We start from the raw sequence: 25,731 nt of genomic DNA on the forward strand, positions 1-25,731 counted from the left end.
CACCGGCACTGGCCCTGCCGGCGGCCCAGCGCCCCCCTCGATCTACGGAGGCTCCCATCCGCGCGCTCACTGTGCTCCCCGGAACAGCTGGGTCACTTGCCGTCGAAGAGGTCGACGACCCGCAACCGGGCCCCGGCGAGCTGCTGGTCGACGGCCTTGCGGTCGGCGTCTGCGGCACCGACAAGGAGATCGCCGGGGGCGAGTACGGCTGGGCCCCTCCCGGCAGGCGGCGACTGGTCCTCGGACACGAGTCCCTGGGCCGGGTGCGGCAGGCTCCCGACGGCTCGGGTTTCGAGACCGGCGACCTCGTCGTCGGTGTGGTGCGGCGCCCGGATCCCGTGCCCTGCGGGGCGTGCGCCCACGGAGCGTTCGACATGTGCCGCAACGGCCGGTACACCGAGCGCGGCATCAAGCAGCTCGACGGCTACGCAAGCGGCTCCTGGTGCCTGGCGCCGGACTTCGCCGTCCGGCTCTCCCCTGACCTCGGGAACGCCGGCGTGCTGGTCGAGCCGACGAGCGTCGTCGCCAAGGCCTGGGACGAGATCGAGCGCATCGGCAGCCGGTCGTGGTTCGAGCCCGAGCGCGTCCTCGTGACCGGCGCCGGCCCGATCGGCCTGCTCGCCGCGATGCTGGGCCGGCAGCGCGGGCTGGAGGTGCACGTGCTGGACCAGGTCCGGAACGGGCCCAAGCCCGGACTGGTCGCCGACCTCGGCGCCACCTACCACTGCGACGGCTTCGACGCGGCGGTGGCCGGTGGCCGGCCCGACGTCGTGATCGAGGCGACCGGCGTTGCCCCGCTGGTCGTCGCCGCGATGGCGAACACCGCGTCCTACGGCATCGTCTGCCTGACCGGCGTCTCCACCCCGGGCCGCTCGGTGTCCGTGGACGCCGGTGGCCTGAACCGCTCGATCGTGCTGGAGAACGACGTGGTGTTCGGGTCCGTCAACGCCAACCTCCGCCACTACGGGCTGGCCGCCGACGCCCTCGCCGCGGCCGACCCCGCCTGGTTGGCCCGGCTGGTGTCCCGCCGGGTCCCGCTGGAGTCCTTCGCCGAGGCCTTCGAGTCCCGCGACGGCGACGTGAAGGTCGTGCTCGACCTGCAATGAGGCAGCCGCCTCCACCGACGACCACAGAGAGGACACATTGATGGCCGGAGCGATCGAGGACTACGGACTGATCGGTGACCTGCAGACCGCGGCCCTCGTGGGCCGTGATGGCTCCATCGACTGGCTGAGCCTGCCCCGGTTCGACTCGGGGGCCTGTTTCGCGGCACTGCTGGGCGACGAGTCGAACGGGCGGTGGCTGCTCGCGCCGTCCGCCGGCGGCAACTGCACCCGCCGCCGGTACCGCGGCGAGACGCTCATCCTGGAGACCACCTGGGAGACCGCCGAGGGCACCGTGCGGGTGCTGGACCTGATGCCCCCTCGGGGCGAGGCGGCCGACGTCGTCCGGATCGTGGAGGGGGTCTCGGGTCGGGTGCCCATGCGGATGGACCTCACCCTCCGCTTCGACTACGGCCACATCGTGCCGTGGGTCCGCCACCTGGACGGCGACCTCGCCGCCGTGGCCGGACCGGACGCCGTCTGGCTGCGCACCCCGGTGCAGCTGGAGGGCCGGGACAGGACCACACATGCCGAGTTCGAGGTGGCCGCCGGGGACCGGGTGCCCTTCGTGCTCACCTACACGGCCTCGCACCTGCCGCGACCCGATCCGGTCGACGCCGAGGACGCGCTGTCCACGACCGAGAGCTTCTGGACCGACTGGATGGCCCGGTCGAACTACCACGGCCAGTGGGCCGAGGGCGTCCACCGCTCGCTGCTCACCCTCAAAGCCCTGACCTACACGCCCACCGGTGGCATCGTGGCCGCCGCAACCACGTCGCTCCCCGAGGACCTCGGTGGGTCGCGCAACTGGGATTACCGCTACTGCTGGCTGCGCGATGCGACCTTCACCCTGCAGGCACTGCTGGGCACCGGGTACGAGAAGGAGGCGCGCGCGTGGCGGGAATGGCTCTTGCGTGCCGTCGCCGGCGACCCCGCCGACCTGCGGATCATGTACGCCCTCGACGGTTCCCGCCGCATACCGGAGTACGAACTCCCCTGGCTCTCCGGCTACGCCGACTCCTCACCCGTCCGGGTCGGAAACGCCGCGGCCTCGCAGTTCCAGCTGGACGTGTGGGGCGAGGTCCTCGATGGCCTGCACTACTCGCGGACGTCGGGCCTGGCCCCCAACGAGGACGCCTGGTCACTGCAGAAGGCGCTGCTGGACTTCCTCGAGGGTGCCTGGGACGAACCGGACAACAGCCTCTGGGAGGTCCGCGGCCCGCGGCGGCCGTTCGTGCACTCCAAGGTGATGGCCTGGGCGGGGGTCGACCGCGGGGTCCAGGCGGTCGAGCGGTTCGGTCTCGAGGGCCCGGTCGACCGTTGGCGGCAGTTGCGCCAGGAGATACACGACGACGTGTGCGCGAAGGGCTACGACGCCGACCGCGGCACCTTCACCCAGTTCTACGGCTCCACCGGCCTGGACGCCGCCCTGCTGCTGCTCCCGCGGGTTGGGTTCCTGGAGCCGACCGATCCGCGGATCGTCGGGACCGTCGAGGCCGTGCAGAGGGAGCTGAGCGAGGACGGCCTCCTGTTGCGGTACCGCCCGGATACCGACGGCGGCGTCGACGGGCTCCCCGGACACGAGGGCGCGTTCCTGGCCTGCAGCTTCTGGCTCGCCGACGCGCTGAGCATGATCGGCCGCGAGGACCAGGCCCGCGCACTGTTCGAGCGACTGCTGAGCCTGCGCAACGACCTTGGTCTGCTGAGCGAGGAGTACGACACCCAGGCCGGCCGGCAGGTCGGCAACACCCCGCAGGCGTTCAGCCACGTCGGGCTGGTCAACAGCGCCTGCCAGCTGAGCGGTTCCAGCCGCCGGACCGACGACGGATAGCCGCCGACCTGCGAACGGGCCGACGGGCGCGCACACTTGTCATGTGCCAAGCATCTGCATCCGAAAGGCGAACACATGAGCCCACAGGTCGTCGTGGTGACCGGCGCCAGCGGCGGGATCGGGCGGGCGACCGCCGTCGCGTTCGCCAGGCGGGGTGACAAGGTCGCCCTCCTCGCCCGCGGCGAGGTGGGGCTGTCCGCTGCGGCGGACGACGTCCGCGCGGCGGGGGGCACACCGCTCGTCGTGCCGGTCGACGTGGCCGACGCCGACGCCGTGGAGGCCGCCGCCGACCGGGTCGAGGTCGAACTCGGCCCGATCGACGTGTGGTGCAACGTGGCGTTCACCTCGGTTTTCGCGCGGTTCTCCGACATCAGTGCCGCCGAGTACGCCCGGGTCACGCAGGTTACCTATCTCGGCTTCGTGCACGGCACGATGGCCGCGCTGCGCCGGATGAAGCCGCGCGACCGCGGCGTGATCGTGCAGACCGGGTCGGCGCTGGCATACCGGGGCATCCCGCTGCAGAGCGTCTACTGCGGCGCCAAGCACGCCATCCTGGGCTTCACCGAGTCGCTGCTCACCGAGTTGAAGCACGACGGCAGCAACGTGCACGTGACGATGGTCAACATGCCCGGGGTCAACACCCCCCAGTTCGACTGGGTGCTCAACAAGCTCCCCAAGCGCCCGCAACCGGTGGCGCCCATCTACTCCCCCGAGTTCGTGGCCACCTCGATGGTGTGGGCCGCGGAGCACCCGGGGCGCCGCGCCTGGTGGGTCGGCATCCCCACCGTCTACACGATCCTGGGCAACAAGGTCGCCCCCGCCTTCCTCGACTGGTACCTGGCCCGGACCGGCATCTCCGGCCAGCAGACCAGCACCGACGCCGGTCCGGACGACCCGCAGAACCTGTGGGACCCGGCTGACGGCAAGGACGGGCACGACTTCGGCGCGGACGGACGCTTCAGCCAGGGGGCCTGGACCCGCGACCCGCAGGTCTGGGCCAGCCGGCACCACGGCACGCTGGCCGCCGTGGGAACCGCGGCGGTCGCCGGGGCGGCCACGCTCCTGCGGCGGCGGCGATGAGCGGGTCGGGCAGGCGGACGGCGACCCGGACCCTCGCCGTCGTGCTGGGCGCGGCGAACCTGGCCCTGGTGGTCGCGCCGGGCGAGGTCGTGACCGCGGTGGCGTCCGGTCCGGTGCGACCACCCAGCTGGGTGGTACGACTGCTGGGCGCCCGCGTGGTCCTCCAGCAGCTGGTCGTCTTCACCGCACCGACCCGCCGACTGGTCCTGCTGGGGGTCGTCGTGGACGGCCTGCACGCCGCCAGCATGGTCGCTGCCGCCCTCCACTGGCCGCGGCAGCGCCGGGTGGCCACGGTCAGCGCCGTGTCCGCCACCGCGTCGGCCGTCCTGGGGCTGGCGACCGCTCCGGCTGCTTCGCGGACCTGAGGAGGAGAGCACCGTGCAGGCACCACCGTCGGGCAAGCAGTTCACCCTGGAGGTCGGGGACCAGAAGGTCATCGTCACCGAGGTCGGGGGCGGCCTGCGCAGCTATCGCGTCGGTGGCACGGAGGTGCTCGACGGGTTCGCTGCCGACGAGATGTGCACCGGTGCGCGGGGGCAGACCTTCGTGCCGTGGCCCAACCGGATCGAGGACGGCCGGTACGAGTTCGACGGCAACGAGCAGCAGTTGCCGCTCACCGAACCGGGGTCCTCCAACGCGATCCACGGGCTGACCCGCTGGGCCGACTGGCACCTGGTGCACGCGACCGGTATGAGCCTGCGGCTCGGTCACCACCTGGCGCCCCGGCCGGGCTATCCCTATGCACTGCGCTCGGACATCACCTACCGGCTGGGTGCGCACGGCCTCAGCGTGGAGACCCGCAGCACCAACGTCGGGGACACCGACTGCCCGTACGCGACGGGCGCGCATCCCTACCTCAGCCCGGGCACCGGCACCATCGACGGCCTGGAGGTCCAGTTGCCGGCCGACAGTTGGTATCCGACCGACGACCGCGGGATACCCATCGGGCGGGCGTCCGTCGAGGGCACCGACCACGACCTGCGCACGCCGCGCCGGCTGGGCGACCTGAAGCTGGACACGGCGTTCACCGACCTGACCCGGGGCTCGGACGGTGGCGCCCGGCTGACCACCCGGCGCCCCGACGGGTGGACCACCACGCTGTGGGTGGACGGCGCCTACCCCTACCTCGAGCTCTTCACCGGCGACTCTCTTCCGCAGACCGACCAGCGCCGCCGCGGCCTGGGCGCCGAACCCATGACCGCCGCTCCCAACGCCTTCCGCACCGGCGACGGACTCGTCCGACTGGCGCCCGGGGAGACGCACACGGCCACCTGGGGGCTGCGACTGGAGCCGACGTGCACCTGACACGAGCGGCCATCCGTGCAACAGTTGGTCTACGACAACTAAGGGGAGGTCCTCATGGCCCAGACCGTCGCTGACGTGATCCTCGAGCGGCTCCGCGCGTGGGACGTACCGCAGGTGTTCGGCTTTCCCGGCGATGGCATCAACGGCCTGCTCGCCGCGTGGGGACGGGCAGAGGACAAGCCGCAGTTCGTCCAGGCCCGGCACGAGGAGATGGCCGCCTTCGAGGCCGTCGGGTACGCCAAGTACAGCGGGAAGGTCGGCTTCTGTGCGGCGACCAGCGGCCCGGGCGCGGTGCACCTGCTGAACGGTCTCTACGACGCCAAGCTGGACCACGTCCCCGTCGTAGCGATCGTGGGTCAGACGGCGCGCTCGGCCATGGGTGGCTCCTATCAGCAGGAGATCGACCTGATAAGCCTGTTCAAGGACGTCTGCAGCGACTACGTGCAGATGTGCACGGTGCCCGACCAGCTGCCGAACCTGATCGACCGGGCCATCCGGATCGCGATCAGCGCCTCGGCCCCGACCTGCCTGATCTTCCCCTCCGACGTGCTCGAGTTGGAGTACACGCCGCCGGGTCACGCGTTCAAGCAGGTGCCCTCCAGCCTGGGGCTCGCCCGCCCGGTCGTGCAGCCCGACGACCAGGCGATCCGGGGCGCGGCCGAGATTCTCAACGCCGGCGGCAAGGTGGCGATGCTCGTGGGCCAGGGCGCCCGGGGCTGCGCCGCGGAGCTGACCCAGGTCGCCGACCTGCTGGGCGCGGGCGCTGCCAAGGCCCTGCTCGGCAAGGACGTGCTCCCCGACACCCTGCCCTGGGTGACCGGGTCGATCGGGCTGCTCGGCACCACGGCCAGCTACAAGCTGATGATGGACTGCGACACCCTGCTGACGGTCGGCTCAAACTTTCCCTACACCCAGTTCTATCCGCCGCTGGACCAGGCGCGGGCCGTGCAGATCGACCACTCCGGTGCGTGGATCGGCATGCGCTACCCCTACGAGCTCAACCTGGTCGGCGACGCCAAGGCCACGTTGCAGGCGCTGATCCCGCTGCTGCAGCGGAAGTCCGACCGCAGCTGGCGCGAGCAGGTCGAGTCGAACGTCACCGACTGGTGGCAGACCGCCCAACGGCGGGCGATGACCGACGCCGACCCGATCAACCCGATGCGGGTGGTGCACGAGCTCTCCGAGCGGCTGCCCAGCAACGCCATCGTCTCCAGTGACTCCGGCAGCGCCGCCAACTGGTACGCCCGGCACCTCAAGATGCGCGAAGGGGTGCTCGGTTCGTTGTCCGGGAACCTGGCCACGATGGGCCCCGGCGTGCCGTACGCGATCGGGGCCAAGTGGGCGCATCCGGACCGGCCCGCGATCGCCCTGGTCGGTGACGGGGCCATGCAGATGAACGGCCTGGCCGAGCACATCACCATCGCGAAGTACTACCGGCAGTGGGCCGATCCCCGGCTGATCGTCGCCGTTCTGCACAACGACGACCTCAACCAGGTGACCTGGGAGATGCGGGCGATGGCCGGCTCCCCCAAGTTCACGGAGTCCCAGAGCCTGCCCGACGTGGACTACGCCGCGTTCGCCCGGTCGCTGGGTCTGCAGGGCATCAACGTCGACACCGCCGACGGGGTCGGGCCGGCCTGGGAAGCCGCACTGGCCGCCGACCGCCCGACGCTGCTGGACATCCGCACCGACCCGGACGTCCCGCCGATTCCCCCGCACGCGACGTTCGCCGAGGTGAAGTCGGTGGCCTCGGCAGTCCTGCACGGCGACGAGGACTCGGCCGGGTTCATCAAGCAGGGCATCAAGCAGAAGGTGCAGCAGTACCTGCCCGGCACTAAGGACGGCGACTGACGTGCGACCCCCGATGTTTCTCACCCGGACACCGCCGGCACAGTCGGACCACCTGCTGGACCGCATACTCCGCGACGTCCGCACCGGGCGGTTCGAGCAGAGCCTGGCCGCGCTCACCGCGGTCGGCGCAGCGATCACCGCCGCGGAGATCTACACCGAGCACGACTCCGCCAGCTTCGGCAACAAGATGATGTGGTGGCCGATCGCCATCCTGCCGACCGCGATCCCGGCCGGCATCGCCGCGGTGTTCTCCAAGCGGGCCGCCAAGACGGTGCTGCCGCTCAGCTCGGCGGCGATCGTGGCGAACGGTCTGCAGGGCACCTACCTACACGCGCGCGGAATCGCCCAGAAGCCCGGGGGGTGGTCCATGGCCGCCTACAACATGGAGATGGGGCCGCCGCTGTTCGCGCCGCTGCTCGCCAGCCTCGTCGGCGGCATGGGGCTGCTGGCTGCGGTGCTCCGCCGGGAGGACAAGGCATGATCCGCCGGGAGGGACAAGGCATGAGGGGACAGGCCTGATGCCCTACCGCGCACCCAATCAACGGGCCGTCACACCGCAGGGGCGCGGCCGGTTCCCCGGCTTCGACGTCCTGGAAGAGGTGCACCGCTGGGACGACGTCACCGCCGGCGTCGTGCTGGCCCGACTGGCCCCCACCACCGACCTGTCGTTCTTCAGCCTGGCGGAGGACGGCGCCGCCACCGCGCTGACGGACCTGCTGTTCGCCCAGGACGACGAACCACGGGTGCCCGTGGTGGCCATGATCGACGCGCGCCTGGCCGCCGGAGAGACCGACGGCTGGCACTACGACGACATGCCCCAGGACGCCGAGGCGTGGCGACAGACCCTCGCCGCCCTGGACGCCGACGCCCAGGACGTCGCCGGAACGGCGTTCGCCCGACTGGAGCACGGGAACCGCGCGGCGATCGTCCAGCGGGTCCAGGACCTGGGCGCCGACGCGCAGCAGTGGCGGGGCCTGCCGGCGCACCGCGTCTGGAGCCTGTGGACCCGCTACGGGTGTGCCGCCTTCTACTCCCATCCCTGGGCGTGGAACGAGATGGGGTTCCCGGGCCCGGCCTATCCGCGCGGCTATAAGAACCTCGGGATCGACTCCCGGGAGCCCTTCGAGGTGGCCGACGCGGACGGCACCGACCCGGTTACCTCCACCCGCACGGTCGAGCAGTTCCGGACGGCGCGCAGTCGCCTCCTGGATTCCCGGCTGGAGGGCGGGTCGTGAGGGGCACGGACGACTCGGCCATCCGCAGTCGCAACGAGTCGGCGTGGCTGCTGCCCAACGACGGCTCCCGCACCGACCACCGGCTGCGCGCGGACATGCGCCGCTACGACCTCGACGAGGAGGTCGACCTGGTGGTCGTCGGGGCCGGTGCCGGTGGCAGCGTGCTCACCCAGCGGCTGGCCCGAGCGGGCTGGAAGGTCGTGTGCCTGGACGCCGGCCCCTTCTGGGACCCCGACGCCGACTGGGTCAGCGACGAGCGCGGCTCGCACACCCTGTACTGGACCGAACCCCGCCAGATCGGTGGTGCCGATCCGGTGCCCCTGGGCTCCAACAACTCCGGTCGCGGCGTCGGCGGGTCGATGGTGCACTTCGCCGGCTACGTCCCGCGGTTCCACCCCTCGGACTTCCGCACCCGGACGACGGATGGGGTGGGGGCCGACTGGCCGATCGACTATGCCGACCTGCGGCCCTACTACGAGCAGATCGAGCAGGAGCTGCCGGTCGCCGGTCAGCACTGGCCGTGGGGCGACCCGCACGACTACCCGCATCACGCCCACCCGGTGAGCGGCAACGGCGACATTTTCCTGCGCGGGGCTGCCGCGGCCGGGATCGAGGCCCGGGTCGGCCCCGTCGCCATTCCGAACGGACGCTTCGGTAACCGGCCGCACTGCATCTACCGCGGCTTCTGCCTGCAGGGCTGCAAGGTCAACGCCAAGGCCAGCCCGCTGATCACCCACGTGCCCGACGCCCTGGCGCACGGCGCGGAGATCCGGTCCTCCAGCCACGTGTCCCGGGTCCTGGTCGACGACACCACCGGGCGGGCCACCGGGGTGACCTACCTGCACGGCGGGCTGGAGTACCGGCAGCGGGCGCGGATGGTCGCCGTCGCCGGGTACAGCATCGAGACGCCGCGGTTGCTGCTGCTGTCGGCGAGCACGCGCTTCCCCGACGGGCTGGCCAACGACTTCGACCAGGTCGGCCGCTACCTGATGGTGCAGGGGGCACCGCAGACGGCCGGCCGTTTCGAGTCCGAGATCCGGATGTACAAGGGTCCACCCCCGGAGGTCAGCAGCGAGCAGTTCTACGAGACCGATCCCACCAAGCCGTACAAGCGCGGCTGGTCGATCCAGACCGTCAGCCCGCTGCCGATCACCTGGTCGGAGCACGTGACCGCACAGGGGCACTGGGGCTCGGTGCTGCGGGAGTACATGCGCGACTACGTGCACTGGTCGACTCTGGGCGCGCTGTGCGAGTTCCTGCCGCACGCCGACAACCGCGTCACCCTGGCCGACGAGCAGGACCGGCACGGCCTGCCGGTGGCGCACTTCTCCTACAGCAAGGGCGACAACGACAAGGCGCTCATGCAGGCCGCCCAGAAGTCGATGGAGGCGATCCTGCACGCGGCCGGGGCGAGTGAGGTGATGACCGTGCAGCGGTACGCGCACCTGGTGGGCGGTGCCCGGATGGCCGCGCGCCCCGAGGACGGCGTCGTGGACGCGGACCTGCGGACCTTTGCCGTTCCGAATCTGTACATCACCGACGGCAGCGTGCTGCCGACCCAGGGATCGGCCAACCCGGCGTTGACGATCATGTCGCTCGCCGCACGGGCCGCCGACCGGCTCGCCGCCGGCGCCCGGTCCGGGCTGACCGAGGGAGCCCGGCGATGAACCGACCGGAACCGACGGTGACCGACGTCCGGACGGCGGTGTACCGCTTCCCCACTCCCGTCGAGGAGGGCGACGGGACGCTCACCTGGAACGCGACCACCGCCGTGACCGTCGAGGTGGACGCCGGCGACTGCACCGGTCTCGGCTGGACCTACAGCTCACCGGCGGCAGCCGAGGTCGTTGGGCAGCACCTGGCCGGGGTCGTAACGGGGCGCGCCGCCCTCGATGTGCCGGGCGCGTGGTCGGCGATGCACCGCGCCGGTCGCAACCTCGGCACCCGCGGGCTGTTCGCCCAGGCGCTGAGCGCCGTGGACATAGCACTGTGGGACCTCAAGGCCCGGCTGCTGGGCGTGCCGTTGGTGGACCTGTTCGGAAAGGTCCGCGACAGCGTGCCCGTATACGGCTCCGGCGGGTTCACCACGCTGTCCGACGAGGAACTCGAGCAGCAGGTCGCCGGCTGGCGCGCGGCCGGGTGCACCGCGATGAAGATCAAGATCGGCGAGTCCTGGGGCACCCGGCTCGGCCGGGACCTGACCCGGGTGCGGCAGCTGCGGGAGCTCGCCGGTGACGGCGTGGACCTGATGGTCGACGCCAACGGCGGGTACTCCATCGGCCAGGCACGCCGGGTCGGAGCAGTCCTGGACGAGCTCGGCGTGGTTTGGTTCGAGGAGCCCGTGTCCAGCGACGACCTGCCCGGCCTCGCCCTGCTGCGCGGCGTCCTCGACTGTGACATCGCTGCCGGGGAGTACCTGAGCGACGTCGTGGAGTCGGCCCGGATGCTGCCGTCGGTCGACTGCCTGCAACTCGACGTGACCCGGTGCGGCGGCTACACCGGCTGGTTGCGGTGCGCCGACCTGGCCCCGGCCGCCGGGTTGCAGGTCTCCGGGCACTGCGCGCCGTCCCTGCACGCACCGGTCGCCGCCGCGCTGCCCTGGCTGCGCCACGTCGAGTGGTTCGTCGACCACGCCCGACTCGAACCAAAGCTGGTCGAGGGGGCACCGGAGGTGTCCGACGGTGCGCTGCACCTGACGGACCGACCCGGTCACGGCATGACCCTGCGCCCGGACGCATCCCGATGGCAGGTGGCGGGCCGATGAGCCCGACTACCGCCCACCGTTTTCCTCGACTACTGCCCTGACTCCCGCTCCGCCCGGGCGCGGTCGAAGGAGCGGCGCGCCAGCCGGAGCACCGGTGAGGGCGGGTCCTGGTCCAGCAGCTGCTCCGCTACGGCCACGTCCCTGAGCAGCCGGTCGGCGACCGGGCCGTCCGCCCGGTCCAGCAGTGATCGATAGGTGTCCAGCACGTCGGCGGCAAGCATGTGCTGGTGTGACTCGTGCGACACCACGAACATCGAGTACAGAACGTCGAGGATGCGGTCGAGGTCGTTGTCCCGGTAGACGACCGCCAGCCGCGGATGGTCCGTCCCGTGCTCGTCGACCGGGTCGTCGAGAAGCCAGCGCAGCGCCAGGTCGCGCAGCGCCAGCGTCGCCTCGCGGGCGATCTCCGGGTTCTGCTTGGACGTCGACCCGCTGGTCCAGGCGATGTTGCCCAGCTCGTCGATCCCCGTGGTCGGGTCGTCGGCGAGGTTCCGCTGGCCGGTGACGTGTATCGCAGCGGCCACCGCCTCGGCAATCCGCTGCGCCCGGGCGGGATCGGCATCCCGGACCGTCGCCAGCAGCTCGCCGTAGCCGATGTGGTCGCCGACGGTCACCTGCAGGCACACCTCCGCGTCCTGCGCGGAGTCCAGCGCGGCCGCCAGGACCTCCAGGCTCAGGTGGGTCACGTAACCGCTCACCGACGACGTCTGCCGGGCCCGCACCGGATGCGGGCTCCGGCTCTGCCGGATCGTGCGACGGACCAGAACCGCCTCCCTGTCACGGGCCGTCAGGGTCCGGTCGTGGATGGCCCGGATGACACTGGTGGGCCGCATCTGACTGATGGTCGAGTAGACCAGCCGGAGCAGGGACAGGAGCGCGACGACGGTCAGGACGGTCGCCAGCGCGGCCCCGAGGATCGGCGGGGTCGACTCCTGCCCCGCGGCCAGGACGACGTAGGAGAAGATCGCCAGGCCGACGAAGAAGCCCAGGAACGCCTGATTGCTCTTGCGTCGGATGAACTGGTCGAACACCACGGGCGAGAGGTTGGACGCCGTCTGCTGAACGGCCAGCAGCAGAACGGAGAAGGTGATGGAGGTGATCGTCACCAGGCCGGTCGCGACCGCCTGCAGCGCCGTCGCGGCGGCATCGGCGCCGATGACCCGGCCGGCGGCGCTGCGGAGGCCGTTGAGGGCGGGGATGCCCGTCGTCTGGTCGGCGATCAGGGAGACCGAGGTGAGCAGCACGAACCCACCCACGATCAGCAGCGGCGTGGCTGCCAGGTCGGCGAATTCGCGACCCAGGCGTCGAACGTCGGTCCGCACGCTTCCTCGAGCCCGGCGGGAGCGGTTCCGTTGCCGGCCCGGCACGTCCTGGTCTCCCACGGGCCGTCCCGCGTCCGCCGACCGGCCGCTCACCCGTCCCACGATCGCCCGTCCCCGTGGACGAGTTGCCGCAGCTTCTGCCGGCGCGTCCGGTCGGCCGCGACGCGCCGGTCCAGGTCGGCCGGGTCACCCAGTGGGATGCCCGCTTCGACCAGCGCGTGCAGCGCGGGGGACGGCGGGGGCGGCTCCGACCTGCGGATCGCCGAGGTGGCCCCCGCTGTCTGGACGTACCGGTTGATGACGCGGCGCACGGGAGCGACGGCCACCGAGGAGGGGCGCGCCGACGCTGCGACGGCGGCTTCGAGCAGCAGCATGGCGTCGTCCAGTCGCGCGAACGCCAGGGGGGCCGACGTCGCTGCATACCTGCTGCGGAAGTACTGGAGCACCGGATAGGCCAGGTGTTGCTCGGCGACCGCCGCGAGCTCTTGGGGCAGGTTCAGCAGTTGCTGCACGAACAGCGGGCTGAAGTTTTCGCCGTCCCAGCCCCGGGCGACGATGTCGCCGGCCGAGTCGCCGAGTGCGTGGATGCGCGTTGCCAGGGCTCGGCGGGACACGACGGCGGAGACCACCGACAGCAGGTAGGTGATGGCCAGGGTGATGACCACGAGCCCGCTGAAGCTGGCCACCGAGGTGAGCAGCCGCCACGTCGGCGCGTCGGCGACGAAGTCGCCCACACCGAGGGTGGAGACCGAGAAACCGGCGTAGTAGGCGACGTCGAAGACCGATGCCGGCGCGCCGGTCGAGGCCTGGTGGATGGCCCCGCCGCCCAGGAAGACCAGCCACCACCCGGCCCAGAACACGACCACCCAGATCAGCACGGTCGTGGCCAGCAACAGCGATCCCGCGTTGGTCAGCAGCCGGGACGACCGCCGGTGGCCGTGCAGGTGCAGCATTACCCGCCAGGCCCGGCCCAGGAACCGCCGGGTCAGTGGACCGGAGCCCTCACCGAGGGTCAGCGTGGTGGCCAGCACGTCGGCGAGGACCAGCACGACGAGGGCAACGCCCGCCAGCTCTCGGGCGACGGTGCCGAACATGCACCCTCCCGGGAACAGCAGGATTGTTGGTAGAGGGAAAGTGTGCGAGTCGGCCGGCCACTCCGCACCTCGGTACGCCTGGTCTACGTCCCGCCCAGCGACACTGCGCGGAGCGCGCCTCGCGGGGAGACTGCTCCGATGGACCCCTCCCTCGCTGCCGAGCTGACGCAGCTCGCTCGACTCGCCGAGGGCGACGAGGAGTCGACCGCGGTCCTCCAGCGACTGGTGGACCACGCGATCTCGCTGGTCCCGGGATGCTCAGCGGCAGGCCTGACGGTCTCCGCCGCGGGCGGCGGATTGACCGCCGCAGTGTCGGACGAGCGGATCACCTCCTGTCACGACGTCCAGTTCCGGCCCGACGGGAGCGGACCGGCACAGGAGACCCTCCAGCACAACGAGCCGCGGCGGATCGACGACATGGCCCGCGAGGCCCGGTGGCCCGCCTTCCGGGCCGTCGCGCGGAAGCACGGCTTTGCGAGCTGTCTCGCGCTGCCGTTGCGCACCGATCTGGTGCCCTCAGCGGCACTGAACCTCTACGCCGATCGGTCCGACGTCTTCGCCGGCACCACGCATGACGTCGCGCTGCTCTTCGCGGCCCAGGGTGGCGTCGCGCTGGACAACGCCACCCTGTACTTCCAGAGCAGGGAGCTCATCGAGCACCTGCAGCAGGCCCTGGCGACCCGCGGGGTGGTCGAGCGCGCCCGAGGTCTGCTGATGAGCCAGCACCACCTCAGCAGCCAGGAGGCTTTCGCGCTGCTGCGCACCCAGTCGCAGGAGAGCCACCGCAAGCTGCGGGACGTCGCCACCGCGGTCCTCGATGCGCACGAACCCGGGCGCGGCTCATCGGACACGCCGTGGAACCCCGTCCGCCATCGGTCACCTGCGACCCGGCCGCTGGCGGACGATGCGCCGCGCACGTAACGTTCCGGCGAGAGGCTATGCAGGCAGCCTGGCGGGTTCAGGCATGCGCGAGGACCGGTGCTGCAGTGACGACTTCTCTTCTCGGCGAGTGCATAGACCGGTCACTGCAGGAACTCTGCGAAAAGTTCACGGCGCTGAACCTCCCGGCGGCCATCACCGTGGAGATGCTGTGGGGCTATCCCGATGTCCGCCTCCAGGTTCGCCAGGCCGCGCGCGCGGATGTGGCAGTGGAGCTCCTGGCACCCGACCCACCGGCCTGGTCCTCGCAGAACTGGGACGCGGTCCGGATCGAGGAAGGTCACCGGGAGGTCTGGCGAGGGCCTGACCGCAGCTGTCCACTGACCGAGGTCACGCGGTTCGTCCAGGCCCTGCTGTGTCTGGGTGCAGTGCAACTCGCGCAGCTGTACACCGACCTCGGGTAGCTGACCCGGTCCGTGGCGTCGGCACTGCTGACCGCGCCGGTCGCCGGGCGACTGCGGCGGCTCACCGGCCTCATCGGGGAAAGGGCCCGGCCCGGCCGGGCTCTCGGTCAGCCCAGCGAAGCGGTGAGGGTGACGCCGTCGGTGGTGATGGTGGTGCACTCCACCGTCAGCGGCCCGGCCGAGACGCTCTCACCCTGGCTGCAAGAAAACTCCTGCCCCCCGACCCCGATGGTCGCGCGACCGTTCTCGACCGCGCCCAGCGAGATCGTGGTGCCCAGCACCTGGACCTCCGTGCCGTCACCGGCCAGCGTGACCGTGCAGGTGGTGCCGGCGCAGTCCACGCCGCTGTCGGTGCTGGAGGCCCCAGCGGCGCTCGGACCGGCGCTCGACGTCGCCACGGATGACTCACCGGCGCCCCCTCGCGACAGGCTGTCACTCGCGGAGGATGCCGCGCTGCCGACGGCATCGGCAGCGGTGGAGGCCTCACCCGAACAGGCGGATAGGGCGGCCAGTGCGAGGCCTCCCGTCGCCAGCAGAGTCGCCAACCGGGTGCGCCGTACCGATGGGGCCATGCACCGAGAATAAAGTGAGCCGGCTCACACCGCTGGCGCACGGACGAATCTTGACGCGCCTGTGACCGTGTGCCTCATCGCCGGATGACCACATCGGTGCCCTGGGCCCGGACGAGCAGCCCGGAGCCCCGGGGTTCCACGGCGGTGAGCCGCTGGCCGAAAGGCAACGGGTCGAGCGGGACCAGGAAGGTGAAGCGCTGCCCCAGCAGGAGGCGGCTGGCCGGGTCCAGGATCGTGTCGGTGTCCAGCTGCGTCGGTTGCACGGCCAGCGCCCCCTCCCGTGGCAGAAGCCGGGCCTGGGTCGCCGCAGAGATCGACCGACCCAGGATCTCCACGGTCCCGGTGAGCCGGACGCCGTCCTGCGAGCCGGCGCCGATGGTCACCGGGCGCCCCGTGACGTCGAGGTAGTGGTTGAGGCTGTCGTAGGAAAGGAACGCCTCCTCGACGGTTCCCTCGATGAAGACCGGACCGGAGTTCCGCACGAGCACGTCGTGGAACGGAAGGTGCACGCCGGTGAGTTGCGCGTGCACCTCTTCGATGTGCAGCGGCCCCGACGACAGGTCGTGGACGGTGATCTCCACGTCGCCGTAGCGGCCCCGGATCAGCTGGGGCAGGAAGAAGGTGCCGCGCACGTGCACCGACGGCCGCTCGGGCGCCCCGGTCGCCTGCTGGACGTTGCGGGCGAGCAGGGACTCGGCGCCCCACCTGGCCAGCCAGTCGGCTCCCCAGAGCAGCAGCGCGGTGCCGAGGACGACGCTGACCCCCAGCGCGATCGTGCCGAGGGCCGGACGACGCCCGCCCGGACGTCGCGCGGTACCCCGACGCGCTGGTGCCTCGCCGTCCCCCTGATCGTCCCGCTGCTGGTCCTGCTGGTCGTCCTGCTGAATTTCGTTGCCGGTCACCGCCGTCCTTCCTCCGTTCCGGCCGGCAGCTCGCCGGACCCGTCTTCCGGGAGTTCGCGGCCCGGGTTCCGCGCTCCGGCCACCGCCGTCGCGCGGAGCTCCCCGACCGGCACCGCCTCGGTACGGATCCGCCGGCTCGGCCAGCTCGCCGCGGGCCCGAGGAGGGTCAGTACGGCGGGGGTGAGGACCGGGCGGATGAGGAAGGTGTCGATGAGGAGCCCCGCTGCCATGGTGAACGCGACCTGTCGGAAGGTCTCGAGCGGGATGATGGCGACCATCGCGAACGTGGCGGCGAGGATGAGCCCGGCAGCACTGATCGCCCGGGCCGTGCGGGGCATCGCCAGGGCGATCGCCTTGCTCAGCGGATGTCGGGCCGCCGCCTCCCAGATGGAGCCGACCGCGAAGACGTTGTAGTCCGAGCCCAGCGCCAGCAGGAGGACCGCGGTCGCGAACGGAACGTAGAAGACCAGCCCCGGGTCGCCGAGCAGGCCCTGGAACACCAGGACGCTCAGGCCCAGCGCCGCAGCGACCCCCAGGGCGCTAGACACCAGCAGTGCCAGCGGTGCGAAGAAGGCCCGCAGGTACACGACCAGGATGAGCAGCTCGACGAGCAGCACTGCCGAGAGCGTGAGCCGGAGGTTCTCCCGGGTGAGCGCGGTCAGCTCGGCGGCGATCGCCGTCTGACCGGTCACCGCGACATCGGCGTCGGGGATCCCGGCCTGCGCGGCGAGCCCGTCGAGCCGGCCGTGGAGCTGCCGGAGGTCGCTGATCGCCGTGCCGCCCAGCGGGTCACTGTCCAGGATGACGATGACGCGTGCGGTGTCGCCGTCCCGGGAGAAGACCACCCCGTAGCTGTCGGGCAGGGGGTTCTGCGCCGGGCCCAGCACCTCGGCCACGCCCGGCTGGGCGGCGATCGCCTGCTGGAGCCGGCCCAGTGCCTCCCGCTGCTCGACGATGTCCGGCCCGTCGATGAGGACCTCGGTGGGGGCGACCACGCCGCGAACCCCGGATTCCTCGAGGACGGCTGCGCCCCGGCGTACGGGGTCACCCGACGGCAACCCGGAGGTGAAGGACAGGCTCAGGCGCATGTGCAGCAGTGGAGCGGCGGCGAGCAGGAGCACCCCCACGGTGAGCACCGTCGCGATCGCCGCGCCCCGCCGGCTCGCCACGATGCGGATCAGCCGCCCGGCACTTTGTCCGGCTCGCCGTCCGGTTGCCGGCCGAGGCGCCGGCCGCCGGCTCCCGGACCCGAAGAGCCGCTCCCCGAGGATGGCCATCAGGGCGGGGACCAACGTCAGGGACACGAGCACCCCGATGACGACGGTGAGCGAGAGCGCCGGTCCGAACGCACGGAACAGCTGGAAGTTGGCCGCCAGCAGCGCGGCCGTCCCGCCGGCGACGGTGATCCCGGCGACCGCGATGATCGGTGCGTTCGTGGCCACGGCCCGGCGGGTGGCCTCCAGTCGGGGCAGCCCGCGGTCGAGTTGCTCACGCAGACCGGAGAAGAACAGCACGCAATAGTCGGTGATCACCCCGATGAGCAGAGCGGCGATCAGCGGCTGCAGCTGGTCGGGCAACGCGAAGCCCAGGGCCGCCGCCAGCAGCCCGAGGACCCGGACCGCGACCAGGTAACCGAGCCCGGCGGCCAGGAGCACCACGAAGGGCGCCACGACCGACCGGAAGGTGATACCGACGACAACGGCGATCAGGATCAGCGTCGCGACCTCGAAGGGATGCAGCCGCGACTCCAGGTAATAGGCCTGCCGCACCTGGGCCGGAACGAGGCCGGTGACGTAGGTCTGGACGGAGCTCTGGTTGTGGAAGTGGGCGGCGTACTCCTGCGCGAGTTCCTCGGTCCGGGCCAGCGACGTGTCGCCGGACACGTAGAGGTAGGTGACCGCCGTCTCCGGCGTGGAGGTGGGTATCGGGACCGCGGCGATGATGTGCCCGCGCCCGGGCGGTACCGCGCCGTCCAGATTGGCCTGGGTGTAGGTCAACGCCCACAGGACCACGTCGGCCCGGGTCAGCACGCTCAGGCCCCCGGGGTCGTGCACGACCACGGACGTCTCGGACAGCACAGGCACCTGGAAGGTCTCCAGCGACCGTTGCTGGATAGCTGCCGCCGGGCTGCCCTCGGGCAGCAGGCTGCCGATGTCAGCCCCCCCACCTCCGGCCGTCGGCAGGACCGAGGACACCAGCACGGTCGCCACGATCCACCCGACCACGATCCACCACCGGGCGGACACGACGGCGCGTCGGTAGCCGCGGGCGACCCGCCCGGTCACCGCCCGGCTCGACCCGCCGACCCGCCGGGCGGCACCAGCCAGGGCGGTGACGCCGCGGGCGACGGCCGGTGAGCGCACAGTGCCTCCAGCTCCGCGGTCGTACCTCAGGCAGGGCAGCCGTAGGCTACCGGCGGTTGTGTGCACGCGCCCGGCGGTGAAAGGACGACCATGGCGGACGCTGAGACAAGGTCACCGGCTCCGGAAGGGCGGTCCCGTCGTGCGGCGCGCTGGTGGCTGGCTGCGGCCACCTTCGTCGTCGGCCTGTTCGCGGGCGCCATCCTCGTCGGCCTGCTCAGCGAGGGATCGTCCGCGCTGCCGGCGGCGGGTCCGGCCGCCGGGCCCACCCCGTCAGAGGCCGCCGGGCCCACCTCGGCGCAGCCGACCTCACCGGCGGCGGGCGCCACCGCGGAACTGGTGGTCAACGACGCCTGTCTGCGGGCATTGAACGCAGCCCAGGACATCTACCGGTCCGTCAACGACCTCGGTGAGGCAGCCAGTCAGCTCAACGCCGCGCGGCTCGACGAGGTGATCCGGCAGTTGCAACCGCTGCAGGGCCGGTTGCGCGAGAACATCGACGACTGTCACGTCGCGACCCGCCTTCCGAACGGATCGCTGGTCGACGCCGACCCGTCGCTGTCCTCGGCTGCCGCGCCGACCAGCTGACCCGGTCCGGAGCCGGCGTCCGGCCGACCTGCCGGAACGGCGGTTCGGCGCTAACCTGCGGATGCTTGTCATATGGCAAGCGACCTCTCGGCAGGAGGCGACGATGTTCGAGACATCCACTTTCGTCCCGGTGGTCCTGGGCTTCTTCGGGTTGGGCACCGGATATCTGATCTGGGGGCCGCAGGAGCTGTTCAACTTCCCGGCCCGCGATCCGTCGGTGGACCGCTCACTCGGCGTCTGGGGCATCTTCCTGCCCGGCCTGTGCCAGGTGGTCACCGGCATCCTGCTGTTCGTCGGGATGACCTGGTTCCAGGTCTTCGACGACCCAGCCCTGTTCATGGCGGCCCTGGCGTTCTCCGCGTACGGCATCCACTGGTTCGCCCTGGGGTGGAACCGGTACCGGGAGAACGATCCGCGGCCCAACGCCGGCATGTCGGTGGCGTTCACCGTGATCTCCGTGCTCGGAGCGTTCGTCTTCTTCGATGCCGGGGTGTGGGCGGTGGGCGTGCTCTTCGTCGGCCTGACCGCGGTGTACGTTGCCGACTTCTTCGTGGCCGTGGGCAAGGAGGCGTTCGAGCGGGTGCTCGGACTGGCACACGTGCTCACCGGCCTGTGGCTGATGTACCTCATGGTCGGCACCACGCTGAACATCGCCAGCGGCTTCACCCTCCCCGCCGGCTGACGCGGGGTGGCTGGCACGGCCGCCCGGTCCAGGTATCCGACGTAGTCTCGGCAGGGTGAGCGTCGCCCCGCCACCGACCGTTCCCCTGGACGACCGCTTCGCCCGCGAGCTCGCGGAGATGGCCCTTCCCTGGCCGGCCGAGGAGGCTCCGGATCCACGGCTGCTCGTGCTCAACGAGCCGCTGGCCACTGACCTGGGCTTTGACGCCGCCTGGCTGCGCAGCCCCGACGGCCTGCGCCTGCTGGTCGGCAACGTCGTTCCCGGCGGTGCCACCCCGGTGGCGCAGGCCTACGCCGGGCACCAGTTCGGTGGGTTCGTCCCGCGCCTCGGCGACGGGCGCGCGCTCCTGCTCGGTGAGATCACCGACACCCACGGCCAGCTCCGCGATCTGGCCCTCAAGGGCTCCGGGCGGACGCCGTTCGCACGCGGCGGCGACGGCCTCGCTGCAGTCGGTCCCATGTTGCGCGAGTACGTCGTCAGCCAGGCGATGCACGCCCTCGGCATCCCCACGACCCGTTCCCTCGCGGTGGTCGCGACCGGGCGCAGGGTGCGCCGGGAGACCATCTTGCCCGGAGCCGTGCTCGCCCGGGTCGCGAGCAGTCACCTGCGCGTGGGGAGCTTCCAGTACGCGCGGGCGACCGGCGACGTCGATCTGCTGCGCCGCCTCGCCGATCACGCGATCAGCCGGCACCACCCCGGCGCCGCCGAGGCCGAGCGCCCCGCCCTGGCGCTGTTCGAGGCGGTGGTCGCCGCCCAGGCGTCACTGGTGGCCCGGTGGATGCTCGTGGGCTTCGTCCACGGGGTCATGAACACCGACAACATGACGATCTCGGGCGAGACCATCGACTACGGGCCGTGCGCCTTCCTCGATGCCTTCGACCCGGCCACGGTCTACAGCTCGATCGACACCGGTGGGCGGTACGCCTACGGCAACCAGCCGGCCGCGGCCGAGTGGAACCTCGCCCGCCTCGCCGAGGCCCTCCTCCCGCTCTTCTCCGACGACCAGGAGCAGGCGGTCGCCCTCGCGGTGGCGTCCCTCGACGGGTTCCGTCGGCAGTACGACGCCGCCTGGTCGGCCGGCATGCGGGCCAAGCTCGGCCTGCCCGAGGGCCTGGCCGAGGCGGTGGTCTCGCCACTGGCCGACGAGCTGCTCGCACTGCTCCAGGCGGACCGCGTCGATCTGACCTCGTTCTTCCGCCTCCTCGGCGGAGCCGCCCGCGGCGACGCCGAGTCCGCCCGCAACCTGTTCCTCGACCTGGCCGGGTTCGACGGCTGGCTGGCGCGCTGGCGCGCCGCGGGTCCGGACGCCGACGCGATGGAGCGGGTCAACCCCGTCTACATCCCCCGCAACCACCTGGTCGAGGAGGCCCTCGCCGCTGCGACCCGCGGCGACCTGGACCCGCTCGTACGGCTCCTGGGCGCAGTGACCGCCCCCTACGACGAGCGACCCGGCCTCGGGCGCTACGCCGCGCCCGCCCCGGAGGACTTCGGCGCCTACCGGACCTTCTGCGGCACCTGACGACTGATCAGCGTGACGCAGCAACGACCGTCTGCCGGGTCGAGCCGGGCCTCGATCGAGGAGTAGCCCCGCTCGGCGAGGAAGGCGCCGATGAGGTCGTGGTTCATGCCGCACACCAGCGCCGTGTGCTCCCGCGCCAGGTCGGAGAAGGGGCAGTTGGCGAGGACGGCGACATCGCCGTCGACCCGCGGCTCGTACCCGTGCTCCGCGAGGACGGCGGCCGCTTCCTCCAGTGGACCGGACAGCTGCGGGCCGGGCCCACTGGAGGAAGCCGCGATGCGGCGCCCCTCCTCAGCGGCGGACTCCCCCACCGCGGTCCGCACCGGCGTCCCGTCGTCCGCGGCGCGCTCGATGGCTGCGGCCAGCAGGTGGCCCGCCACGTCGTAGCGCCGTTCCGGCAGCGACACGGCGAGCTGTCGCTCCGAACGGCGGTACAGCTTCGCTGGACGCCCCGCTCCCGGGCCGCGCCGTCCGGACAGCCGCCGGAACTCGGGAACCAGCAGACCCTCCTCCACCAGCCGGTCCAGGTGGAACTTCGCGGTGTGCCTGGGCAGATCGAGTTCGGCGGCCGCCTGGTCCCGGCTGACGGCTCCGGGCTGGCGGACCACGAACTGGTAGAGCGAGCGCCGGACCGGATCGGCCAGGGCACTGACGCCGGCGATGCGGGCGTCGAGATCATCCGCGGTCATGGATGCCTGATTTCTAAGAGACAAGTCTGTTGCCGTAAGAAGCGCCACGTTCTAACGTCTCGGCCATCGTCTCATAGAAGGAGGACATCGTGGCCCTTCAGAGCAAGGTCCCGGTCGTCGCCGCCCCGATCCCCTCGTCCGCGGTCCACCAGGTCTTCTGGGTGCTCCGCGCCGGGTTCACCGTGTTGCCGGTCGTCTTCGAGTCGGACAAGTTCGCCGACGTGCTCACCGCCGTCGCGTCGCGCTTCGGCAGTTGGGTCGTGGCCGCCTGGCTCGTCGGCATCATCGGCAACCTGTTGCTGCTCGGGGACTTCTACGACGTGGCGCTGCGGGACGTCGGCCTGCTGCTCGGTGCGCTGTCCCTGGCCCAGCTTGCGGCCGTCGTGCACCTCACCGACCGGGTCCCGGCGTCATGACAGCCGGCGCTGCCGTGCAGCCGTCCCCGATCGGCCGCATGCGGGTGCTGCCCGACGGGCACGTGCCCGACCTCGCGGCGGCCGAAACTGCGGCCGAGGGCTTCCTGCGGGCGCTGGGTGTCCCGACACATCGCCCGGGGCTGGACGACACCCCGCGGCGGATGGCGCAGGCCTACGCCGAGATGTTGACGCCGCGCACCTTCGACCTGACGACGTTCCCCAACGACGAGGGCTATGACGAGCTGGTGCTGGCCCGCTCCATCCCGGTGCAGTCACTGTGCGAGCACCACATGCTGCCCTTCGTCGGGGTGGCGCACGTCGGCTATCACCCCCGGGACCGGATCGTCGGCCTGTCCAAGCTGGCCCGGGTGGTGGAGCTGTTCGCCCGGAGACCGCAGGTGCAGGAGCGACTGACCAAGCAGGTGGCCGACTGGCTGCACGACCAGCTGCAGCCACGCGGGGTCGGCGTCGTCCTGGAGGCCGAGCACCTGTGCATGTCGTTGCGCGGCGTGCGCAGCCTCGGCTCCACCACCGTCACCTCGACGCTCCTCGGCACGCTGCGGAACGACCCCAGTTTACGGTCGGAGTCCCGCACGCTCACCTCCCAGCCGGTCAGGAGGGCCGGGTCATGACCGATCGACAGACCTTCGTCATCGTCGGCGCCGGCCTCGCGGGCGCCTCCGCGGCCGCGGCCCTGCGCTCCGAGGGCTTCGCCGGGCGCATCGTCCTCGTCGGGGCCGAACCGCACCCGCCGTACGAGCGCCCGCCGCTGTCCAAGGGTTACCTGGCCGGAGCAGCCGACCGCGCGTCGGTCTTCGTCCATCCCGAGCCCTGGTACGCCGAGAACCGGGTGGAGCTCCGGCGTTCCACCCGGGTGACCGAGCTGGACCGTCGGCGGCACCAGGTCGTTCTGGACAGCGGGGACCGGCTCGGCTACGACCGGCTGCTGCTGACGACGGGCGCGCGGCCGCGCACGCTCGCCGTCCTGGGGGCCGACCAGGTCGACGTGCGGTACCTGCGCAGCGTGGACGACAGTGATCGGCTGCGCACCGACTTCTCCCCCGGTGCCCGGGTGGTCCTGGTCGGCGCCGGGTGGATCGGGCTGGAGACCGCTGCCGCGGCCCGGGGCGCGGGCTGCGACGTGGTCGTGCTCGAGCACGCGGAGCTGCCGCTGCTGCGGGTGCTCGGGCCCGAGGTCGCCGGGGTCTTCGCGGGTCTGCACCGCGATCACGGCGTCGATCTCCGGTGCGGTGTCACCCTCACCGGCGTCCGGCCGGCCGGTCCCGGCCGGACGTCGTCGGCCACGGTGCACCTGGACGACGGCACGGAGCTCGAGGCCGACGTCGTACTCGCCGGGGTCGGGGTCCTGCCGGACACCGATCTCGCCGGACGGGCCGGGCTGGACGTGGACGACGGGATCCTGGTCGACTCCGAGCTGCGCACCTCCGACCCCGACGTCTTCGCGGCCGGGGACGTCGCCAACGCGGCCCATCCTCTGCTGGGCCGATCGATCCGGGTCGAGCACTGGGCGAACGCGCTCAACCAGCCCCGGACCGCGGCACGGGCGATGCTCGGGCTGCCGACCAGCTACGACCGGCTGCCGTACTTCTTCAGCGACCAGTACGACCTGGGCCTGGAGTACACCGGGTACGTCTCCCCCGGCGGCTACGACCAGGTGGTCGTCCGCGGCGATCCCGCCTCCCGGCAGTTCATCGCCTTCTGGATGTCCGGCGCGCGGGTGCTCGCCGGCATGAACGTCAACGTCTGGGACGTCACCGGACCGATCGGCGACCTGATCCGCTCCGGATCGCCGGTCGACACCGCACGGCTGGCCGATCCTGGAGTGGCGCTCGCCGACGCGGTCACTACTTCCCCAGCACCGTGACCCCGCTGTGCCGCCACGGCCCGCTCACTTGTCGTCCGGCTCCCCGCTGTTCCGGGGGAAGTCGACCGTCGCGCTCGGCGTCTGTCCCTCCGCGGCGACCATCGCGTCCACGGTGACCGTCCCGGCTCGCTCGAACGTGAAGGTGACCGGGATCGACTCCGAGGACCGGAGCGCGCGGTCGAGGTCCACCAGCGTCAGAGCCGGCGCACCCTCGGCGCCGACGTAGACGTTGTCATTGGCGGGCACCTCGATGGCCAGCACGTCGCCGTCCTGCGCGCCCGTGGTGCGCGCCTCGGCGAAGTCCGGGCCGCTGACGTCGACGAGCACGTCGGGCACGGAACCGGTGTTGCTGATGCCCAGGTACAGGCTGGCATCCTCCCCGACGTCGTAGCGGCCGTCGAGGGGGTACTCGAGGTGGACCTGCAGCACCTTCACGTCGGCGCTGACCGCCTTGTCCGGTCCGATGGCACCGCCGGACACCTCGGCCTGCGGGGTCTCGGTCGGTGCCGCACTGCCGCAGCCGGACAGGACGACGGCTGCTGCGAGCGGGACGACGGCGAACCAGCGACGGATCGACTTGGGTGGCTCAGGGACGGGCACGATCGGTCCTTCCGGTGGGGGGCTCTGCGCTCGCTACCCGCCCGGCCTTGCGCTGATGCAACTGTTGTCGGATCGTCACCTGGCAGCCGGCCGTGGACGACGTGCCAACGGCTGAGGATGCCCCCTCCCCGACCACCTGAGACAGTCGGCACATGACAAGCCCGTCGGGACCCGACACTCGACCGTCGACGCGCCCCGCTGAGAGCGGGCACCCAGTGGCGGCCGACCTGGCGCGGCTGCGCGCGACCGTGCTGGGCGGCCGCGGCCCGGGTGCGAGCATGTCGGAGTTCCTGGAGCACACCCGCGCCCGCTCCCAGGTGGGAGGCGAGCCCGTGACCGAACGCCGCGCGCAGGTGGCCCGGGCCGCCGCGGTGGCCAGCGGGGACGTCGAGGCCCTCGCCGTTGATGTCGCAGCCGAGCGGGCCCGGCTCACCGAGGCCCTGGGCGCGGTCCGTTCCCGGCTGCGGCCCGGGCGGCCAGGGGCCCGACGCCCCGTCTGGGCCCGGCGGCTGAGCCGGCTGTCCGTCCTCCTGCTGGTGGGCGCCGTGCTTCGACGATGGGGCCACCGGGCCTGAGCAGGTGACCAGCGC

Annotated in this window: 26 protein-coding genes; 19 read left to right on the forward strand and 7 right to left on the reverse strand. The window is 71.8% G+C overall.

The genetic code is table 11. The features are described 5' to 3' along the window. Nucleotides 1–71 precede the first annotated feature (71 nt). The 10 genes from BLW04_RS08040 (at nucleotide 72) to BLW04_RS08085 (ending at nucleotide 11,169) form a co-directional block, all read left to right on the forward strand. Nucleotides 72–1,106 carry a glucose 1-dehydrogenase gene (locus tag BLW04_RS08040; RefSeq protein WP_217630908.1) on the forward strand — a complete coding sequence of 345 codons (1,035 nt, stop codon included), beginning with the start codon at nucleotides 72–74 and terminating at the stop codon, nucleotides 1,104–1,106. Between the two features lie 40 nt (nucleotides 1,107–1,146). After that, nucleotides 1,147–2,934, forward strand: a complete 1,788-nt coding sequence (locus BLW04_RS08045; protein WP_091538394.1) for a glycoside hydrolase family 15 protein — start codon at nucleotides 1,147–1,149, stop codon at nucleotides 2,932–2,934. 75 nt (nucleotides 2,935–3,009) lie between these two features. Further along, the gene (locus tag BLW04_RS08050; RefSeq protein ID WP_091538396.1) at nucleotides 3,010–4,014 is read left to right on the forward strand and encodes an SDR family oxidoreductase; all 1,005 of its coding nucleotides are present in this window, start codon (nucleotides 3,010–3,012) and stop codon (nucleotides 4,012–4,014) included. Next, a complete protein-coding gene (locus tag BLW04_RS08055) occupies nucleotides 4,011–4,379 on the forward strand; it encodes a hypothetical protein (RefSeq protein ID WP_091538398.1) in 369 nt (122 codons plus the stop codon). The genes BLW04_RS08050 and BLW04_RS08055 overlap by 4 nt, the downstream gene beginning before the upstream one ends. A gap of 13 nt (nucleotides 4,380–4,392) precedes the next feature. After that, entirely contained in the window at nucleotides 4,393–5,319 is a 927-nt protein-coding gene (locus tag BLW04_RS08060; protein ID WP_175483949.1) for an aldose 1-epimerase family protein, read from the forward strand. A 54-nt stretch (nucleotides 5,320–5,373) separates the two neighbouring features. After that, entirely contained in the window at nucleotides 5,374–7,170 is a 1,797-nt protein-coding gene (locus BLW04_RS08065) for a thiamine pyrophosphate-requiring protein (protein WP_091538402.1), read from the forward strand. Between the two features lies 1 nt (nucleotide 7,171). Then, nucleotides 7,172–7,651, forward strand: a complete 480-nt coding sequence (locus BLW04_RS08070; protein WP_217630909.1) for a hypothetical protein — start codon at nucleotides 7,172–7,174, stop codon at nucleotides 7,649–7,651. A gap of 37 nt (nucleotides 7,652–7,688) precedes the next feature. Next, complete coding sequence (locus BLW04_RS08075; protein ID WP_091538406.1) at nucleotides 7,689–8,405, forward strand: gluconate 2-dehydrogenase subunit 3 family protein; 717 nt, start codon at nucleotides 7,689–7,691, stop codon at nucleotides 8,403–8,405. Next, nucleotides 8,402–10,072 carry a GMC family oxidoreductase gene (locus BLW04_RS08080; RefSeq protein WP_217630910.1) on the forward strand — a complete coding sequence of 557 codons (1,671 nt, stop codon included), beginning with the start codon at nucleotides 8,402–8,404 and terminating at the stop codon, nucleotides 10,070–10,072. The genes BLW04_RS08075 and BLW04_RS08080 overlap by 4 nt, the downstream gene beginning before the upstream one ends. After that, on the forward strand, nucleotides 10,069–11,169 hold the full coding sequence (locus BLW04_RS08085; protein WP_091538409.1) for an enolase C-terminal domain-like protein: 1,101 nt from the start codon (nucleotides 10,069–10,071) through the stop codon (nucleotides 11,167–11,169). The genes BLW04_RS08080 and BLW04_RS08085 overlap by 4 nt, the downstream gene beginning before the upstream one ends. 29 nt (nucleotides 11,170–11,198) lie before the next feature. On the opposite strand, the gene BLW04_RS08090 is transcribed toward BLW04_RS08085, so the two are convergent. Both BLW04_RS08090 and BLW04_RS08095 read right to left on the reverse strand, forming a co-directional pair. Continuing rightward, nucleotides 11,199–12,491, reverse strand: a complete 1,293-nt coding sequence (locus tag BLW04_RS08090; RefSeq protein WP_175483950.1) for a DUF2254 family protein — start codon at nucleotides 12,489–12,491, stop codon at nucleotides 11,199–11,201. A gap of 89 nt (nucleotides 12,492–12,580) precedes the next feature. Then, on the reverse strand, nucleotides 12,581–13,585 hold the full coding sequence (locus BLW04_RS08095; RefSeq protein WP_091538415.1) for a potassium channel family protein: 1,005 nt from the start codon (nucleotides 13,583–13,585) through the stop codon (nucleotides 12,581–12,583). A 138-nt stretch (nucleotides 13,586–13,723) separates the two neighbouring features. Between BLW04_RS08095 and BLW04_RS08100 the strand changes: the two genes are divergently transcribed. Both BLW04_RS08100 and BLW04_RS08105 read left to right on the forward strand, forming a co-directional pair. Beyond that, complete coding sequence (locus BLW04_RS08100; RefSeq protein WP_091538417.1) at nucleotides 13,724–14,506, forward strand: GAF and ANTAR domain-containing protein; 783 nt, start codon at nucleotides 13,724–13,726, stop codon at nucleotides 14,504–14,506. Between the two features lie 17 nt (nucleotides 14,507–14,523). Beyond that, nucleotides 14,524–14,928 (forward strand): hypothetical protein, encoded by a 405-nt coding sequence (locus tag BLW04_RS08105; protein ID WP_139306773.1) that lies wholly within the window; start codon nucleotides 14,524–14,526, stop codon nucleotides 14,926–14,928. A gap of 107 nt (nucleotides 14,929–15,035) precedes the next feature. Here BLW04_RS08105 and BLW04_RS08110 read toward each other — a convergent pair whose 3' ends face one another. From BLW04_RS08110 to BLW04_RS08120, 3 genes are all read right to left on the reverse strand, one after another. Further along, nucleotides 15,036–15,326 (reverse strand): hypothetical protein, encoded by a 291-nt coding sequence (locus BLW04_RS08110; RefSeq protein ID WP_091538421.1) that lies wholly within the window; start codon nucleotides 15,324–15,326, stop codon nucleotides 15,036–15,038. A gap of 248 nt (nucleotides 15,327–15,574) precedes the next feature. Further along, the gene (locus tag BLW04_RS08115) at nucleotides 15,575–16,402 is read right to left on the reverse strand and encodes an LmeA family phospholipid-binding protein (protein ID WP_175483951.1); all 828 of its coding nucleotides are present in this window, start codon (nucleotides 16,400–16,402) and stop codon (nucleotides 15,575–15,577) included. Then, the gene (locus BLW04_RS08120; protein WP_254781172.1) at nucleotides 16,399–18,765 is read right to left on the reverse strand and encodes an MMPL family transporter; all 2,367 of its coding nucleotides are present in this window, start codon (nucleotides 18,763–18,765) and stop codon (nucleotides 16,399–16,401) included. Before BLW04_RS08120 ends, BLW04_RS08115 begins: the two co-directional genes overlap by 4 nt. A gap of 90 nt (nucleotides 18,766–18,855) precedes the next feature. Between BLW04_RS08120 and BLW04_RS08125 the strand changes: the two genes are divergently transcribed. The 3 genes from BLW04_RS08125 to BLW04_RS08135 all read left to right on the forward strand — a co-directional run bounded on the left by BLW04_RS08125 (nucleotide 18,856) and on the right by BLW04_RS08135 (nucleotide 21,551). After that, nucleotides 18,856–19,350: a hypothetical protein gene (locus BLW04_RS08125; RefSeq protein ID WP_091538425.1), complete on the forward strand. Its 495-nt coding sequence runs from the start codon at nucleotides 18,856–18,858 to the stop codon at nucleotides 19,348–19,350. Nucleotides 19,351–19,453: 103 nt separating this feature from the next. Further along, the gene (locus BLW04_RS08130) at nucleotides 19,454–20,032 is read left to right on the forward strand and encodes a hypothetical protein (protein WP_091538427.1); all 579 of its coding nucleotides are present in this window, start codon (nucleotides 19,454–19,456) and stop codon (nucleotides 20,030–20,032) included. 55 nt (nucleotides 20,033–20,087) lie between these two features. After that, the gene (locus BLW04_RS08135; protein ID WP_091538429.1) at nucleotides 20,088–21,551 is read left to right on the forward strand and encodes a protein adenylyltransferase SelO; all 1,464 of its coding nucleotides are present in this window, start codon (nucleotides 20,088–20,090) and stop codon (nucleotides 21,549–21,551) included. On the opposite strand, the gene BLW04_RS08140 is transcribed toward BLW04_RS08135, so the two are convergent. Beyond that, nucleotides 21,527–22,240, reverse strand: coding sequence for a helix-turn-helix transcriptional regulator (locus tag BLW04_RS08140; RefSeq protein ID WP_091538431.1), 714 nt, complete (start codon nucleotides 22,238–22,240; stop codon nucleotides 21,527–21,529). The two genes, BLW04_RS08135 and BLW04_RS08140, sit on opposite strands and share 25 nt — an antisense overlap. 89 nt (nucleotides 22,241–22,329) lie before the next feature. Between BLW04_RS08140 and BLW04_RS08145 the strand changes: the two genes are divergently transcribed. From BLW04_RS08145 to BLW04_RS08155, 3 genes are read left to right on the forward strand one after another with little or no spacing between them, the layout of a single operon-like run. Further along, the gene (locus BLW04_RS08145; RefSeq protein WP_217630911.1) at nucleotides 22,330–22,656 is read left to right on the forward strand and encodes a hypothetical protein; all 327 of its coding nucleotides are present in this window, start codon (nucleotides 22,330–22,332) and stop codon (nucleotides 22,654–22,656) included. A gap of 38 nt (nucleotides 22,657–22,694) precedes the next feature. Then, entirely contained in the window at nucleotides 22,695–23,288 is a 594-nt protein-coding gene (gene folE / locus BLW04_RS08150) for a GTP cyclohydrolase I FolE (protein ID WP_091538685.1), read from the forward strand. Beyond that, nucleotides 23,285–24,541, forward strand: a complete 1,257-nt coding sequence (locus tag BLW04_RS08155) for an NAD(P)/FAD-dependent oxidoreductase (protein WP_091538436.1) — start codon at nucleotides 23,285–23,287, stop codon at nucleotides 24,539–24,541. Before folE ends, BLW04_RS08155 begins: the two co-directional genes overlap by 4 nt. 24 nt (nucleotides 24,542–24,565) lie before the next feature. Here the strand turns inward: BLW04_RS08155 and BLW04_RS08160 are convergent, their stop codons facing one another. After that, a complete protein-coding gene (locus tag BLW04_RS08160) occupies nucleotides 24,566–25,141 on the reverse strand; it encodes a copper chaperone PCu(A)C domain-containing protein (RefSeq protein WP_175483952.1) in 576 nt (191 codons plus the stop codon). A 215-nt stretch (nucleotides 25,142–25,356) separates the two neighbouring features. Here BLW04_RS08160 and BLW04_RS08165 point away from each other — a divergent pair, with 215 nt between their 5' ends. Further along, a complete protein-coding gene (locus tag BLW04_RS08165) occupies nucleotides 25,357–25,716 on the forward strand; it encodes a hypothetical protein (protein WP_091538441.1) in 360 nt (119 codons plus the stop codon). Nucleotides 25,717–25,731: the final 15 nt, after the last annotated feature.

Origin of the sequence: Modestobacter sp. DSM 44400 (assembly GCF_900107175.1) — a bacterium.
Classification (GTDB): Bacteria; Actinomycetota; Actinomycetes; order Mycobacteriales; family Geodermatophilaceae; genus Modestobacter.